Annotated in this window: 17 protein-coding genes; 2 read left to right on the top strand and 15 right to left on the bottom strand. The window is 56.3% G+C overall.

Annotation, left to right across the window (positions count from 1 at the left end):
* Window positions 1–2 precede the first annotated feature (2 nt).
* The 8 genes from pyrF to lspA all read right to left on the bottom strand — a co-directional run bounded on the left by pyrF (window position 3) and on the right by lspA (window position 9,519).
* Entirely contained in the window at window positions 3–764 is a 762-nt protein-coding gene (gene pyrF / locus K1I37_RS09245) for an orotidine-5'-phosphate decarboxylase (RefSeq protein WP_021295426.1), read from the bottom strand.
* On the bottom strand, window positions 761–4,015 hold the full coding sequence (gene carB / locus K1I37_RS09240; protein ID WP_021295425.1) for a carbamoyl-phosphate synthase large subunit: 3,255 nt from the start codon (window positions 4,013–4,015) through the stop codon (window positions 761–763). Before carB ends, pyrF begins: the two co-directional genes overlap by 4 nt.
* Window positions 3,994–5,118, bottom strand: coding sequence for a glutamine-hydrolyzing carbamoyl-phosphate synthase small subunit (gene carA, locus K1I37_RS09235; RefSeq protein ID WP_021295424.1), 1,125 nt, complete (start codon window positions 5,116–5,118; stop codon window positions 3,994–3,996). The genes carB and carA overlap by 22 nt, the downstream gene beginning before the upstream one ends.
* Complete coding sequence (locus K1I37_RS09230) at window positions 5,115–6,407, bottom strand: dihydroorotase (protein WP_021295423.1); 1,293 nt, start codon at window positions 6,405–6,407, stop codon at window positions 5,115–5,117. The genes carA and K1I37_RS09230 overlap by 4 nt, the downstream gene beginning before the upstream one ends.
* Window positions 6,404–7,324, bottom strand: a complete 921-nt coding sequence (gene pyrB / locus K1I37_RS09225) for an aspartate carbamoyltransferase (RefSeq protein WP_021295422.1) — start codon at window positions 7,322–7,324, stop codon at window positions 6,404–6,406. Before pyrB ends, K1I37_RS09230 begins: the two co-directional genes overlap by 4 nt.
* 14 nt (window positions 7,325–7,338) lie before the next feature.
* On the bottom strand, window positions 7,339–7,869 hold the full coding sequence (pyrR, locus tag K1I37_RS09220) for a bifunctional pyr operon transcriptional regulator/uracil phosphoribosyltransferase PyrR (RefSeq protein WP_021295421.1): 531 nt from the start codon (window positions 7,867–7,869) through the stop codon (window positions 7,339–7,341).
* Between the two features lie 241 nt (window positions 7,870–8,110).
* On the bottom strand, window positions 8,111–9,052 hold the full coding sequence (locus K1I37_RS09215; protein ID WP_021295419.1) for an RluA family pseudouridine synthase: 942 nt from the start codon (window positions 9,050–9,052) through the stop codon (window positions 8,111–8,113).
* Window positions 9,049–9,519 carry a signal peptidase II gene (gene lspA / locus K1I37_RS09210; protein WP_021295418.1) on the bottom strand — a complete coding sequence of 157 codons (471 nt, stop codon included), beginning with the start codon at window positions 9,517–9,519 and terminating at the stop codon, window positions 9,049–9,051. The genes K1I37_RS09215 and lspA overlap by 4 nt, the downstream gene beginning before the upstream one ends.
* A gap of 101 nt (window positions 9,520–9,620) precedes the next feature.
* On the opposite strand from lspA, the gene comA reads away from it, so the two are divergent.
* Window positions 9,621–10,436 (top strand): phosphosulfolactate synthase, encoded by an 816-nt coding sequence (gene comA, locus K1I37_RS09205; RefSeq protein ID WP_021295417.1) that lies wholly within the window; start codon window positions 9,621–9,623, stop codon window positions 10,434–10,436.
* Here the strand turns inward: comA and K1I37_RS09200 are convergent.
* Complete coding sequence (locus tag K1I37_RS09200) at window positions 10,411–11,046, bottom strand: TraR/DksA C4-type zinc finger protein (protein ID WP_021295416.1); 636 nt, start codon at window positions 11,044–11,046, stop codon at window positions 10,411–10,413. The genes comA and K1I37_RS09200 overlap by 26 nt on opposite strands.
* Before the next feature lie 30 nt (window positions 11,047–11,076).
* Window positions 11,077–11,406 carry a DUF5665 domain-containing protein gene (locus tag K1I37_RS09195; RefSeq protein WP_021295415.1) on the bottom strand — a complete coding sequence of 110 codons (330 nt, stop codon included), beginning with the start codon at window positions 11,404–11,406 and terminating at the stop codon, window positions 11,077–11,079.
* A gap of 165 nt (window positions 11,407–11,571) precedes the next feature.
* Between K1I37_RS09195 and K1I37_RS09190 the strand changes: the two genes are divergently transcribed.
* A complete protein-coding gene (locus K1I37_RS09190) occupies window positions 11,572–11,784 on the top strand; it encodes a hypothetical protein (RefSeq protein ID WP_021295414.1) in 213 nt (70 codons plus the stop codon).
* A gap of 219 nt (window positions 11,785–12,003) precedes the next feature.
* On the opposite strand, the gene K1I37_RS09185 is transcribed toward K1I37_RS09190, so the two are convergent.
* From K1I37_RS09185 to pgeF, 5 genes are all read right to left on the bottom strand, one after another.
* On the bottom strand, window positions 12,004–12,507 hold the full coding sequence (locus K1I37_RS09185) for a DivIVA domain-containing protein (RefSeq protein ID WP_021295413.1): 504 nt from the start codon (window positions 12,505–12,507) through the stop codon (window positions 12,004–12,006).
* Window positions 12,508–12,634: 127 nt separating this feature from the next.
* On the bottom strand, window positions 12,635–13,405 hold the full coding sequence (locus tag K1I37_RS09180; protein WP_021295412.1) for a YlmH family RNA-binding protein: 771 nt from the start codon (window positions 13,403–13,405) through the stop codon (window positions 12,635–12,637).
* On the bottom strand, window positions 13,402–13,689 hold the full coding sequence (locus K1I37_RS09175; protein WP_021295411.1) for a YggT family protein: 288 nt from the start codon (window positions 13,687–13,689) through the stop codon (window positions 13,402–13,404). Before K1I37_RS09175 ends, K1I37_RS09180 begins: the two co-directional genes overlap by 4 nt.
* Window positions 13,690–13,693: 4 nt before the next feature.
* Complete coding sequence (locus tag K1I37_RS09170; RefSeq protein ID WP_021295410.1) at window positions 13,694–14,404, bottom strand: YggS family pyridoxal phosphate-dependent enzyme; 711 nt, start codon at window positions 14,402–14,404, stop codon at window positions 13,694–13,696.
* Window positions 14,405–14,419: 15 nt separating this feature from the next.
* A complete protein-coding gene (pgeF, locus tag K1I37_RS09165) occupies window positions 14,420–15,223 on the bottom strand; it encodes a peptidoglycan editing factor PgeF (protein ID WP_236613823.1) in 804 nt (267 codons plus the stop codon).
* Window positions 15,224–15,247 lie beyond the last annotated feature (24 nt).

Genomic DNA, 15,247 nt, shown 5'->3' with positions numbered 1-15,247 from the left:
TGTCAAGTAGCAGTTCCACTTTGGTGTACTCCCTCCATCATCTCATCCCAATAGCGTTGTAAGGCAACCATCGGATCCGCCGCATCGCGGATAGCTCGTCCGAGCACCAGGCGTGTGGCCCCCGTCGCCATGGCGTGTACTGGCGTCGTGATGCGCATCTGATCATGCGTGTCATCCGTCGCCAAACGCGTCCCCGGCACCACGCGTTCAAACGTGGGTGGCACGCAGTTGCTAAGCGTCGTCAGTTCCTCTGCCGAGCACACCACACCATCCAGCCCTGCGTCGACACACAGTTTACCAAGACGCGCGACTGCGTCGCGTGGGGCATCTGCGATGCCTATCTGCCTCAAGTCTTCGGCAGACAAGCTGGTCAGCACCGTCACACCTATCAAAAGCGGCTGATAGGGGCTCGCGGACACCGCTTCGCGGGCTTTTTCGAGCATGTGCCGGCCACCTTGCGCGTGGACGTTGACCATCTCAATTGGCGACGAACAAATCGCGCGCAAGGCACCGTACACGGTGTTCGGGATATCGTGCAGTTTCATGTCGAGAAAGACGCGCAAATCGCGCCGCAACAACTCATCAACCAAGGCCATACCCGCCCGGTGGAACAATTCGAGCCCCACCTTGAAGCCGTCGACGACAGGCGTAAACGTCTCGACCAGACGCATCGCTTGCGCGCTGTCGGCGACGTCGAGCGCAAGATATGTCGCCTTGCGCGCCACGTCGTACTTTGAATCGAGCAGGGCGTCTCGAACACTCACGCCTGCCACCCGCTTTCCTGAAGCTGCACCATCGATGCATCCCCCAGTGCCATCGTCTGAAAGTGAATCAGTTTGAGAATGTCGAGCAAGGACGCGACTGTATCCAACGACGTCAGGCATGGAACGCCGTGTTCCACCGCTGTGCGGCGAATGCGGAAACCGTCGCGCTCTGGCTTCAGGCCTTTGGTCAGGGTGTTAATGACCAACTGAATGCCGCCTTGGCGAATGTCATCCGCGAGGTTCGGCGTGCCCTGCGCCAGTTTGTTGACGACGCGAACCTCAAGTCCCCGCTCGCGCAAAAACTTCGCCGTGCCCTCCGTCGCGGCCAGTCGAAAGCCCAGGCGGGCGAACTCGGCGAGCAGCGGATACGCCTCCATCTTATCCTTGTCGGCGATCGTCGCGAGCACGGTGCCGTGCGTCGGAATGACCGTCCCAGCGGCAACCATCCCCTTGTACAATGCTTTCTCATAATGCACATCGCGACCCATGACCTCACCCGTCGACTTCATCTCAGGTCCGAGGCTGATGTCGACTCGGTGCAACTTGGCAAACGAGAACACCGGTACCTTAACCGCCACTGTGTCCGCCTCTTTCACGCGTCCACTCACGAGCCCCAAATCGGCGAGGCGGCCGCCGCAGACGGCGTGCATGGCGAGATCGACCATGCGAACATCCGTCACCTTCGATAAAAACGGCACCGTGCGCGATGAGCGTGGGTTGACCTCAATCACCTCAACCGTATCGTCGTGCACGATGAACTGGATATTGACAAGCCCTCGGACCTTTAACCCCCGCGCGAGGCGCATGGTGTACTCCTCAATGACGCCCTTGACCGAGTCACTCAGGTGTTGGGGCGGGTAAACCGCAATAGAATCGCCCGAGTGGACGCCCGCGCGCTCGACGTGCTCCATGATGCCGGGGATAACCACCGTCTCGCCGTCGCTAATCGCGTCCACTTCGACCTCGATACCCTGCACATAGCGGTCGATGAGCACCGGGTGCTGGTCGGATACCTCGACCGCTTCGTCCATGTACTGCAACAATTCGGCGGTGTTCGAGATGATTTGCATGGCGCGACCACCCAGCACGTACGATGGCCGAACAAGCACTGGATACCCAAGCCCTTCGGCTGCGTCGATAGCCGCGTCGACCGTCGTCACCGTGACGCCCTGCGGGCGGGAGATGTCCAGTTCGGTCAACAATGCGTCAAATTTCTCGCGGTCTTCAGCGCTGTCGATGTCCTCCCGCGACGTACCAAAGATTTTCACGCCAGCTTCCGCCAACGGCCCAGCCAAGTTAATCGCCGTCTGGCCGCCGAACTGAACGATGACACCCTCTGGCCGCTCGCGTTCAATGACATGGAGTACGTCCTCAATGTGCAACGGTTCAAAGTAGAGGCGGTCAGACGTGCTGAAGTCCGTGGAGACCGTCTCTGGGTTGTTGTTGATGATAATCGCCTCGTACCCCTGGCGCCGCAAAGCCCAGACCGCGTGAACGGTGCAGTAGTCAAACTCGATACCCTGGCCGATGCGAATCGGGCCCGAACCGAGGACGACGACCTTTTTCCTATCGGACTCTGTCACCTCGTCCTCGCGCTCGTAGGTGCTGTAGTAATACGGTGTCGTGGCGGCAAACTCCGCGGCACACGTGTCCACCATTTTATAGACAGGAACGAGCCCATTCGCTTTGCGCCAAGCCCGGATGTCCTTCGCATCGACGCCGAGGAGGCGGGCAAGCTCCACGTCCGGGAAACCTTTGCGCTTAGCCGTGGCGATAAGCGCTGCATGCGTATCCAGCAGTGATTGCGCCGGCATATGTCGTTTGCCGACTTCCGCCAACTGCCGCTCCAAGTCGACGAGTGCCTCCAGGTGCCAGAGGAACCAGCGGTCGATGCGGCTCTTCTGATGAATTTCCGCCGTCGTCCAACCGCGTCGGTACGCCTCGGCGATGGCGAACAGCCGGTCGTCCTCCGCCACTTCCACTTTTCGTTCGATCTCGTCATCAGACCAAGCCAAAGCAGCTTTTATCCAGAGCGACTCCGCGCCGATTTCGAGCGAGCGAATGGCCTTCATCAACGACTCTGGGAAGCTGCGGCCAATCGCCATCACTTCGCCGGTCGCCTTCATCTGTGTACCGAGCCGGCGCTGGGCGCTGCGGAATTTATCAAACGGCCAGCGGGGAATTTTCGTCACGACATAGTCCAGTGCCGGTTCGAAAGCGGCGTACGCCTCCTGCGTCACCGGATTGCGCAATTCGTCGAGACCATATCCCACGGCAATCTTCGTCGCAATGCGCGCAATCGGATAACCTGTCGCCTTCGACGCGAGCGCACTCGAACGGCTGACACGCGGATTCACTTCAATGACGTAGTAATTGGAACTGTGCGGATCCAGGGCGAACTGGACATTACAGCCCCCTTCTATACCCAGCGCGCCAATGATGGTCAAGCTCGCGTCGCGCAGCATCTGATAATCCGAGTCGGACAACGTCTGGCTCGGGGCGACGACGATGCTGTCGCCTGTGTGGACGCCGACCGGATCGAAATTCTCCATGTTACAAACGACGATTGCCGTGCCATTGCCATCCCGCATCACTTCGTACTCAATTTCCTTGTAGCCGGCGATACTCTGCTCGACCAACACCTGTTGAATCGGCGACATGGTCAGGCCGCGCTCGACAATCTCCTGGTATTCCTCCCAGTTCTTCGCGATGCCTCCGCCTGTGCCGCCGAGCGTGTACGCCGGGCGAATGATAATGGGAAAGCCGATTTTCTCGGCGAACGCGTTGGCCTCTTCCTGCGTGTGGACGATTGCACTCTCGGGCACGGGTTGATGAAGTTCGCGCATGAGGTTGCGAAACAGTTCCCTGTCCTCCGCCTTTTCGATGGCGGACAAGGGCGTCCCGAGCAGTTCTACACCCTCTTGTTCTAAAATGCCGCTTTTGGCGAGTTGCACGGCCATGTTCAATCCAGTCTGGCCGCCAAGCGTCGCCAACAGTCCATCTGGGCGCTCTTTGCGAATGATTTGCGAGACGAAATCGAGGCGAATCGGCTCAATGTAAACTCTGTCAGCAATATCAGGATCCGTCATAATCGTCGCAGGATTGGAGTTGACGAGGACCACCTCGTAGCCCTCTTCCTTCAGTGCCTGACATGCTTGCGTACCGGCGTAGTCAAACTCAGCGGCCTGACCAATGATGATAGGACCGCTGCCGATGACCATAATTTTCTTCAAATCTGCACGCTTTGGCACGGTACAAAACTCCCCTCTTGGACGGATTTCATCATCTCGACAAACTCATCAAACAGCCCGTTGGCATCTGTCGGACCTGGTCGAGCCTCGGGGTGGTACTGGACAGAAAACGCCGGCAGTGCCTTGTGCGCCAGGCCTTCGACGGTGCCATCGTTGAGGTTTACGTGTGTCAGTAACAAGTCGGTGGCGGCAAGGGAGTCGGCATCGACCATGTAACCGTGATTCTGCGCGGTGATATCGACGCGGCCGGTACGGAGGTTTTTAACCGGTTGATTCGATCCACGGTGGCCAAACTTCATCTTCTTCGTCCGCGCGCCACAAGCGAGCGCGAGTAGTTGGTGACCTAAGCAAATGCCGAAGATAGGCACTTTTCCGAGCAGCTCTTTCAGTGCCTCAACCGCGAACGGGACGTCCTCCGGGTTGCCGGGTCCGTTACTCAACATCACGCCGTGTGGGTGCCAGGAGAGAATCTCCTTGGCGGTCGAAGTCGCCGGAACGACGATGACGTCGCAACCACGGTGCAGCAGTCCGCGTAAAATACCCGACTTCATGCCGTAGTCGACGAGCACGACGCGAAAACCTGCGCCTGGGCTGCGGTATACCGTCTGCGTGGTCACCGACTTGACGGCGTCGACAATTGCTCCTTCGTGCATCCGCTCGAGCAACAGCGAGGTCTCGGTCTCACTCGTCGTAATCACCGCGCGCATGGCGCCCTGCGACCGGATGGCCTTCGTCAACTGCCGCGTATCAATGCCCGAGATACCGATAATCTGATGTTCTTTGAGATACGCTTCTAACGATTCGGTCTGTTTGAAGTGCGACGGCGTTTCACAAAATTCGCGCACCACAAACCCGCGAACGTGTGGATGGTGAGACTCGACATCGTCGACGTTAATGCCGTAATTGCCAATCAGGGGATAGGTCATCGTGACAATCTGCCCGTAGTACGAAGGGTCGGTGAGAATCTCCTGGTAGCCCGTCATGCCGGTGTTGAAGACGACCTCGCCAAAGCGCTCGCCGGTGGCCCCAAAACCAACGCCTTCAAAGACGAGCCCGCTCTCGAGAATCAGACGCGCAGTAGGTCTGTCTAGGTGATGTTTCATGAAAGTCGCTCCTCCCCTTGTACAAAGATGTCCTTGCCACGAAGAATCGTGCGCACGGTCCAGCCGGCGGCATGCCAATTGGTAAATGGCGTGTTTCTACCCTTGGAATAAAACTGCTCTGGGTCAATGCGCCGCTCCTCATCGGTGCGCACAATGGTCAAATCCGCAGGTGAACCCGGGCGAATGCTGCCACCTGGCAGGCCAAACAACTCGGAGGGGCGCCTAGTCATCGCGTCGACCAGCCGACTCAGTGGCACCACGCCGGGCGCAACTAAGTAGGTATAAAGAAGAGGGAACACCGTTTCAATGCCGACCATGCCGAATGGTGCGTGCGCGATGCCGCGCGCCTTTTCTTCCGCCGTGTGCGGTGCGTGGTCTGTCGCGATGATGTCCAGCGTGCCGTCGAGGAACCCTTCCAAGCAAGCGTGTCTGTCGCGCTCCCCTTGCAGCGGCGGATTGACCTTAAACACTGCGTCGTCGTGCGTGATGATGGACTCCGTCAACAGCAAGTGATGCGGTGTGACTTCCGCCGTGATGTTGACGCCGCGCGCCTTCGCCCAGCGAATCAGCGCCACAGACTGCTCCGTGCTGACGTGGCACACGTGCAAGTGCGCACCTGTGCGCTCAGCCAAGAGAATGTCGCGCGCAATCATCGCCGCTTCCGATTCCGGCAGCAGCCCTTTGACGCCGATGCGCTTGGCCGCATCCGGGTGGATGACGCCATCCAGCGAGAGCGTCTCATCCTCCGAATGGATGACGACTGGCAACCCTGCCGCTTTGGCCCGCGCCATCGCTTCGAGCATCCGCGCGCCATGTTGAACGCCTTTGCCATCATCCGACAGCGCGATGGTACCCGCCTGTTTAAGCGCCTCAAAATCGGTGAGTTCATCGCCCGCCTGCCCGACGGTGATACAGGCAATCGGGTGAACGTCCGCCTTGCCGATGGCCCTACCGCGCGCGATGATATCTTCGACCAGCGCCGCTGAGTCCACGGGTGGGTTTGTGTTTGGCATGCAAGCCACATGCGCAAACCCGCCTGCCGCAGCTGCTTGAAGTCCTGTCGCAAGCGTCTCTTTGTCCGTGAAACCCGGGTCTCGCAGGTGCACATGCATATCGACAAAGCCAGGCAACACCAGTTCCCCGTTCAGCTTCACAACTTTATCGGCCTCGCCGAGACAATCACCAACTGCGACAATATGACCGCGCTCGTCGTCGTAGGCGATATCCGCCCGAAACAACTCGCCACATCGCGAGTCGAGCAATTGGCCGCCTTCAATCCGTACCTTCACGACAGTTCCCCCTTTAACACTTGCTCAAGCAGCGCCATGCGCAGATATAAGCCATTTTCCGCCTGGCGAAAATACGCTGCGCGGGCATCCGGGTCGATAGCCGGGTCAATTTCGCCCACCCGCGGCAGCGGATGCAATATCCTCGCGTGCGCAGGCAACACAGACAAGTGTTTCGCTTGGATTGCATAGTCTGACGCGGCGCAAACCTCCTCGAGGGCCTCCAAGCGCTCGGCTTGAATCCGCGTCTGGTACACGACATCCGCACCCGCTAGCGCCTCCTCGACGCTCGCCGCGTGTTCCACGCGTACCCCCGCTTGCGCCATCTCTGACAGAAGGTCACCAGGCAATCCCAATCCTTCGGGGTAATACAACTTCAGTGATATGTTTGACATCATCGCAAACATACGTAAGAGCGAGTGGACGGTTCGTCCGTATTTCAAATCGCCAAGGACAGCCACGGAAAGATTGTCGATGCGCCCGAGTTCCCGCCAAATGGTGTACACGTCGAGCAGCGCCTGCGTGGGATGCTCGCCACTGCCCGCACCCGCGTTAATAACTGGTACGGGCGCATAGGGCATCGCTTGTTCCAACTCCGTCGAACTGTGATGGCGAATGACGATGGCGTCGACGTAGGCGCCGACAATCCGGAACACGTCGGCGAGCGTCTCGCCCTTTTTCGACGACGAGTTCTCCTGTGCGTTCTCAGCGCTGATGACCTGACCGCCAAGGCGGTAGACAGCCGCCTCAAACGACAGCCTCGTGCGCGTGCTTGGCTCGTAAAACAGCGTCGCCACCAACATCCCCGCCAAGTTCTTTTGAATCTCCGCGCGCTTGGCGGTACGCAGATACTCAGCGCGTTCAATCAAGCGAGTCGTCTCTTGTAAATCAAATTGCCTGACTGTCGATACATGTCTCACGTGACCACTCCTGCCTACCGTTGGCTCACAATCCAAACCCCGTCTTCCCCGTCGACTTCCGACAGCTTGACGATGACCTCCTCCGTCCGGCCCGTCGGTACGTTTTTGCCGACGAAGTCGGGACGAATCGGCAATTCGCGATGTCCTCTATCCACCAACGCCGCAAGTTGAACCACCTGTGCCCGCCCAGCCTTCATAATCCCATCGAGCGCTGCGCGCACCGTCCTGCCGGTATACAGCACGTCGTCGACAAGCACGACATTGCGCCCTCGAACATCCAAGTCCGGCGGCGGCGCATCATTGACGTTTCTATCGTCCAAGTCGTCGCGAAACGGGCGCGCGTCGAGTGTCAGACAAGGCACGCTTTGCCCTTCAATTTCCTGCAATTTCGCCGCAATTCGCTGTGCGAGCGTGACACCGCGCGTCAGGATACCGACGAGGACAAGGTTGTCCAGTCCCTTATTGCGTTCGAGAATTTCGTGCGCCATTCGCGTCAACGAACGTCGCATTGCCGCATCATCCATGATTTGAGATTTGTTTACCACAGGTATTCCGCCTTTCACTTGAGGAAGTCGACGACACAAAAACGGCCACCATCCGATTGGATGGTGGCCGCAGGGTGCCACTATACAGGCGACCAAAATTGGACGCACGTATAGCTATTCACGACTCCTTTCCAACCTCACGGGATTGGTTTAAAGGCAAATTCAATTTGTTCAAAGACTACCAGATGCACGTGACATATGTCAACCAATGTTTTTCAAACGCGCTTGCATACGAGGCGGATTAACCAATCAACCCCGCTCGCAGATTGGAAATCAATTTTTCCATATCATCCGGAAGCGGACTCTCCAAGCGCACCATTTCACCACTTTCAGGGTGGATAAAACCAAGTGTCTTGGCGTGCAAGGCTTGTCCATGGATTGGCAGGGTGTGGCGTCGACCATACACCTGGTCACCCGCGAGCGGGTGGCCAATCGCCGCGAAGTGAACGCGAATCTGATGTGTACGCCCTGTCTCCAACCGGCACTGAACGAGCGTATATCGTTCAAACTTCTCCAACACCTGGAAGTGTGTGACAGCGCGCTTGCCGCTCTCTACCACCGCCATCTTCTGCCGATCTTGCGGATCTCGCCCGATAGGCATCTCCACAGTGCCTGTCTCGTGCGTCATCCGCCCATGGACAATGGCGATATATTGACGCTCCACGCTATGCGTCCGAAGTTGCTCCGTCAGCGCATAATACGCCATCTCCGTCTTCGCAAACATGACCAGGCCACTCGTATCCTTGTCGATTCGGTGAACCACACCCGGGCGCATGTCGCCGCCGAGTGCCGAGAGTGTGATGCCCCGGGCGACGAGTCCATTGATGACCGTTCCTCGCGGATGCCCAGCCGCTGGATGGACAACAAGTCCGCGCGGCTTGTCGACGACGACGACGTGTGGGTCGTCGTACACAATCGACAGCGGGATATCGTCTGGCACAATCTCGAATGGCTCATCTTCCGGCACCTCGACGGTGTACGTCTGCCCAGCCTCAATCGCGTCACTCGCCTTGATTTTGCCTGCTGGTATGCGACTGACAAGCCCTGCCTTCACCCACTTCTGAACGACGCTGCGCGAGATATCGATATCGTCGTCTTGCAAATGTTCCGTAAGCCACTTATCGAGTCGCTCGCCGGTTTCCTCTGTCCCTACCAAATACGCCGTTCGGACTGCACTTCTCATGAGTCAATATCTTCCTTTGTATCGGTTTTCGTCCCCTTTGGCGAGCGGAAACTGTTGATGAGTAACAACAGGACCCCAACGTCAATCGCCGCATCCGCCAAGTTGAAAATTGCAAAATGAATGATAGAAAAATACACGTAATCGGTGACCGAATGTTGCACGACCCGATCCGTCATATTTCCCACCGCACCGCCGAGCAACAGCCCAAGCCCTGTCTGTACAAGGAGTCCGGGACGATATTTGCGATCAATCACAATGACCGCAACCGTAACCACCACCGCGACCAACACGAACAGCCAAATTTGATTCGGGAAAATACTAAACGCTCCGCCGTTATTTTGAATGTGGAGAAACTCGACCACACCCGGAATCACGGTGACACTATGACCAATCGGCAAATTTGCGCGAATCAGCCACTTAATCAATTGATCTAAGACGTAAATCAGAGCCGCAACCAGATAAAGCACACCATGTCACCTATTTCGCGTGGACTGCCCCCTGCCTGCACACGTTTGTACGCAGACCGCATACCGTGGATAAGACGACAAAGCTCGGGAGCGTGAACACCGTGATTTTATCAGACCCAGGTCCTTTCTCACAAATCATTGGGTACCCACTTGGCAAACGCCCCGGGAAACCACGTGATAACGGACTGACGATGGTCATCGACAAAGGGCTCGGCTACGAGCAGTTAGGGGATATTCTAGAAGTAGCGTCCCCTTACATGGACGTAGTGAAATTTGGCTTTGGAACGAGTTGCCTCTATCCACGGCACATACTTAGGCAGAAATTGTCGCTCGCCCGCGTGTACTCCGTTCAGACATGCCCTGGCGGCACACTAGGCGAAATCGCACTGACCCAAGGCGTTTACGACAAATACGTCGAACGCTGCGCAAAACTTGGGTTCACAGCCATCGAAGTATCCGACGGAACCATCGAGTTGGACGCAGACACCCGATTATACGCCATCGAAACAGCAAAGCGAGCATTTAAACTCGTCATTTCAGAAGTAGGCAAAAAATTAGACCATACAGCCGACGTGCGCACCTATGCGCAACAAGTCGTCGCAGATCTAGGCGCAGGGGCAGACTACGTCGTCGTGGAGGGGCGCGAGTCTGGCGAAAACGTGGGCATTTATGGTGACGACGGGCAAGTGGACACGTCTATCATCGACGATTTCATCCACCTGTTGCCCCCTGAGGTGCGCGGCAAAATCATTTGGGAAGCACCGAAAAAAGTCCAGCAAGTGGAATTGATTAAACGGTTTGGGCAAACCGTCAACCTGGGTAACATTCCACCTGCGGACGTACTTGCACTGGAGTGTTTGCGCCTTGGGTTGCGCGCAGATACATTCGCCCTCAAAATTCACGCGGACGATAAGTAGGTGATGGGGGCAGTTGATCTTGGTATTGCTCGTTGGTGATCACGTCCATATCGTCGACGATGCCTTGGTTGTCGTCGAGATCGACCTGTTCATACCAGTGATCATACGTTGGGCGCTCATTGTGGCGCTCGACGTCCTGCCAAGCATCTTCTCCGTCATATGCATTTTGGTCTTCTCTGTCATGCCAAATTTCCCCAAATCCTGGATAGAGCATATGTTCTTCCACTGGGCGATGGTGATGCTTCTTTTGTGTTTCCTCCGCGCGCTGGCATTCCACACAATACATGGCCGTCGGCATGGCAGCCAAGCGTTCCATGGAAATGGCCCGCCCGCATTTGCGACACTGTCCATATGTGCCCGCGTCCATCGCGCGAAGCGCTTGTTCGATATCTTCTAGATGCGCCTCGTCGCGAACTCTGTCGCCGACAGCCATCCCTCGCAAAAACAGTTCACTCCCGACATCTGCCGGGTGATTGTCGTACAGCGACAACTCAGACAACTCCACCTGCATGCTCTCGGACAGATTGGCGCTCTCCGTATCTTGTTCGAGCCGTCGCTCGATCTCGTTCTTCGTCGCGACGAGTTCCGCCCGCAATTGTTCATAATTCATTTCGCACACCACCTTGATGCGTCATATTGTTCAGTAGGTATACTGCTTGGTATGCAGTTGGGCTTGAACGATAGCGACAAGGTCGGCGATATACCGGCCAATGATCGGTAAATTCCACACCTCGAGTTCCTGTAAAATCAGGACAATCGTTCCAGCAATCACGGTGAAGCCGAGTCCAATGCCGATTCCGCGAAATATGCCACCGATGAGATTGGACAACGCCAGTCGCCAAGGTTTTTGAAGCAAATCGACGTAGCCAGCGAAATTGGCGCGTTCAAGATAGGCTGCCGCCTGAGTCAATCCCCGATCCGCCATACTGCATTGTTCACATGGTGTCGCATGAGGCTTTGTCGAATCCATATCTCTCCGCCTCCTGCACCTTAGTGTAGGTATCTGGAAACAAACCATACCGGCATGGATGGACCACATTCTCCCACAGCGTATTCCATATATTACAAACCCGAAATTGCGCTTGTTCACGGGACTGTCAAACGCCGAGCGTAAGGCTAGGTGTATGATAGAAGAGTGGATGAATTCACGACTGGAGCGAAAAAACGGTTGCGACGAAATCAAGTGTTAACAGTGGCTTGGATATTAATGTGGGTTGGCGCAATTTTGCTCATCGCCTGCTGGTTGACGAAGCTGTGGTTTCAAATGGTGATTCCGCTGACACCGGTCTGCCTGGTGGCACTCGGGCTCGGGCTCTGCCTATTCGTCATCGGGCGGCGATTACACTAGATGGCACATTCAAACATCGATGCGCAAGGCGCGATAATCACTTAAGAAAAAGCGTATCGGACGACGATATGCTTTTTCCGTGTTGTGGGCAAGGGCCGTGCAGCCGGAAAAATCCAACAACATGGCTTCCAATAAAAAACGGAGTGCGATTCGCTGCGCGAATTCACACTCCATTTGCCGTACTGATAACCGCAAAAGCCGCAAACGTTTCGGTTGTCCTTAGAGCCCTGACTCCGCAATCGCTGCTTCCCGACGCGCGAGCTCACGGTCAAACGATTCCCAATCCCCGGATTCCATCATCTCCAACTGAGACTGTACGAGGGAGCGGAAACGCGCCCGAAACACGGCTGCCTGCTTCTGCATCTCTTCCATATCTAACGCAATCTTGCGCGCCTTATTCAACGCCTCACTGACAATTTTATCGGCATTCTTTTCTGCCTCGCGAATAATCAGTTGTGCTTCTTTGCGCGCGTTGCCTTTGAGTTCCTCTGCGGTCTCTTGCGCCACCAGAATCGACTTGCTCAGGCTGTTCTCCAGACTGTCATAGTGCGCAAGTTTCTCATTCAGACGGTTGATTTCTTCCTCAAGCTGCTTATTTTGACGAATAAGCCCTTCGTAATCCTGAATCACACGTTCGAGAAAGTCATCTACCTCATCTTCGTTATAACCTCGAAACGAGCGATTAAACTCTTTATTGTGAATGTCTATTGGCGACAGGGGCACCTTGGGTCCTCCTTATTCGACAGCGCCTTGCAGGACAAGGCATCTATCGACAAACTCCATGAAGACGTACTTCGACATAAAACGAGTAATTCCTCCCGCGAAATTGCGGTCGGTCCGACAATAGACACTAACGGTTGGATCGAAGAACGCCGACCCGCACACGCGTGCGCTCCCGGCGGGTCGTGCCAAGCGTCTGTAGAATCTTGACTCTCCCAAACCCCCGAACAGACAACAAATCTCCTTGGTCAATTTCATCGCGATTGGTAGCGGCTACGAAATTCAGTGTGACGTCGCCGCGCTCCACGGCAGCCTGCGCCTTTGCCCGCGACATATGACATGCATGTGCAACGACTGCATCCAACCGCAACGAAGCCAGACTCACGTCCATTTCTTCGTAATCCGGCGCTGGCAATTCGGGCGTCTCTGTCACTTTCGCCACGGACACGGTCGATCTCCCGACGCGGCCAAGCGATTCATAGAGAAAATTCGCCATTGCATCCGTGACGAACACATATGCCTTGGCGCCAAGAACGGCGATATCACCGAGCATTTTTCTTTGCAAGCCGAGGCCCAACACGCTACCCAAGACGTCCTTGTGGCGCAGTGGCCCCTCGAGGGAAGTCAACTCCAGACAGGTTATTGCGTAATCTTCCGGCTGTGGATACCACTCGCCAGGCATCAACAAGGCGCGCCGTCGCTCTGCATGCACATAACCACCGAACGTCTCGACGACGAGACCACGGCCGACCGCCACGCTGTTGACAAGATATTCTTCGCGCGGTGTGAGGAAATCAGTCAGGTACCAATGACCCTTTGCTTCCACTTGCGCACACCAGTCCTCGCTTGTCCGAACGAATGGCCGTTCTCCCTCGCGGACCCAAGCGTGTTTATCGCTCATTGCAGATTCACCAACAGTCGCACCATCACAATCCCTACCGCCTCTTCAATCACAAAAAATACCGCGGCGCCGACAATCCACGATAAATCCAAATAAATCTGCCCAATCGGCACCGGCCGAATGACGCGCCGAAACAAATTTAAATATGGATCCGTCACGCGCGCAAGCCACTGCCCCACGCGCGTATGACGAATATCTGGCACATAGCCGACAAACGCGGCTGCCAGCAAAACGTACCAGTACGCAGAAAATAAGCCGCGGACGACACTCACCAACAAACCCAAATGTCTACTCCTCCTTGGCCCCGCCGGGGTGTCCAACTAGATGCCTGCCGACGCGGATCATCGTGGCACCTTCCTCTACAGCGACCGGATAATCTTCCGACATCCCCATTGACAACTCCGTCAATTGAGGTAGTCCAAGTGTCTGCCGAGTCTCTAAGAGCAGCTCGTCCATCGCGCGAAACACGTGGCGAGTCTCCTCCATGTCATCCACTTTTGGTGCCATGGCCATGAGTCCGCGCAGCACCAAGTTTGGCAATGCTGCCACCTCACCAGCGACGGCTCTGACATCATCTGCGAAAAAGCCGTGCTTTTGCGGTTCGTGAGCAATATTCACCTGCAGTAGCACATTCAACGTGCGCGATTGTTTTACAGCCTCTTGCGACAACGCGCGAGCCAGCTCCAACCTATCCACCGAATGGACCCAGTCGAACCTTGGCACGATATACTTCACCTTGTTCGTTTGTAAAGAGCCGATGAAGTGCCACTCAAACCGCTTGGCAGCGGGATGTTCAAACTTGTCCCGCGCAACCTGCCAGCGATTCTCCGCAGCGTCGAGAATCCCGGCATCCGCCAAGAGAGGTAAAACATCGGCTGTCGCCGACTTCGTCACGGCGATAATTCTAACAGCGTCCGCAGGTCGACCACGTCGCGACAGTGCACGCTGCACCTGTGTACGTACCTGTTCTACGTTTTTCAAGATATACGAATCGTCCACCACAGCGCCCCCATTTCACGCAAGTGCAATTAACGCACCAAGTCGACCTGCGCGACCTTGCTCTTTACGATGCGAAAACAAGTGGTTGGCCCGACAGGACGTACACAATCCCGTGTCTTCAATCCGCGCCCGCGCCACGCCGAGACGTTCTAAATCCATGCGAATGGCAGATTGCATCGAAAACCGATATTTATTCGGTTTTCCGAAGCGCAAAAACAAAACCGGATCCTGAAATTCACGTGCTACCGGCTCCGCCACCACGTCGTCCACTTCATAGCAGCAACTGCGAATCGACGGACCGATGCTCACCAACAAATCACGCGGCTTCGTACCAAACTCGCGTTGCATCGCTTCCACGACCCGAGCGCTGATATGCCCGACCGTACCGCGCCAACCGGAATGTGCGGCACCGACGGCGCGACGCACCGGATCGTAAAACAGAACAGGGACACAATCCGCCGTCAATATGCAAAGTGTCACACCGGGAACATTCGTCACCATCGCGTCTGCTGACACGCGATTCGCGTCGGGCGCCATCGCCCCCATCCCCCGGTCTTCTGCCGTGATGGTCACCACAGATGTCCCATGAACCTGCTTCACAAACACAAGCGAGGACAACTCCACCCCCATCTGCTTGGCAACAAGCGACCGATTGGTCACGGTTGCAGATGACGGCGTGCCCTCCTGAAACGCCAGGTTCAACGTGTCGTTCGGGTCGTCCGGATGGTGGCGAAACGTAAACAAGGCGCGCACGCCCGCAGTGGTCCACTCGGGTTGCACGCCGATGCTATTGCCGTACTGGTACCAGTTCGTTAGCACGCTCATCCCCCCAGGAATATCATA

Source organism: Alicyclobacillus acidoterrestris, assembly GCF_022674245.1.
GTDB classification, from domain to species: Bacteria; Bacillota; Bacilli; order Alicyclobacillales; family Alicyclobacillaceae; genus Alicyclobacillus; species Alicyclobacillus acidoterrestris.
Note: the sequence above shows the minus strand (reverse complement) of the source record. Positions and strands in the feature narration are given on the sequence as shown.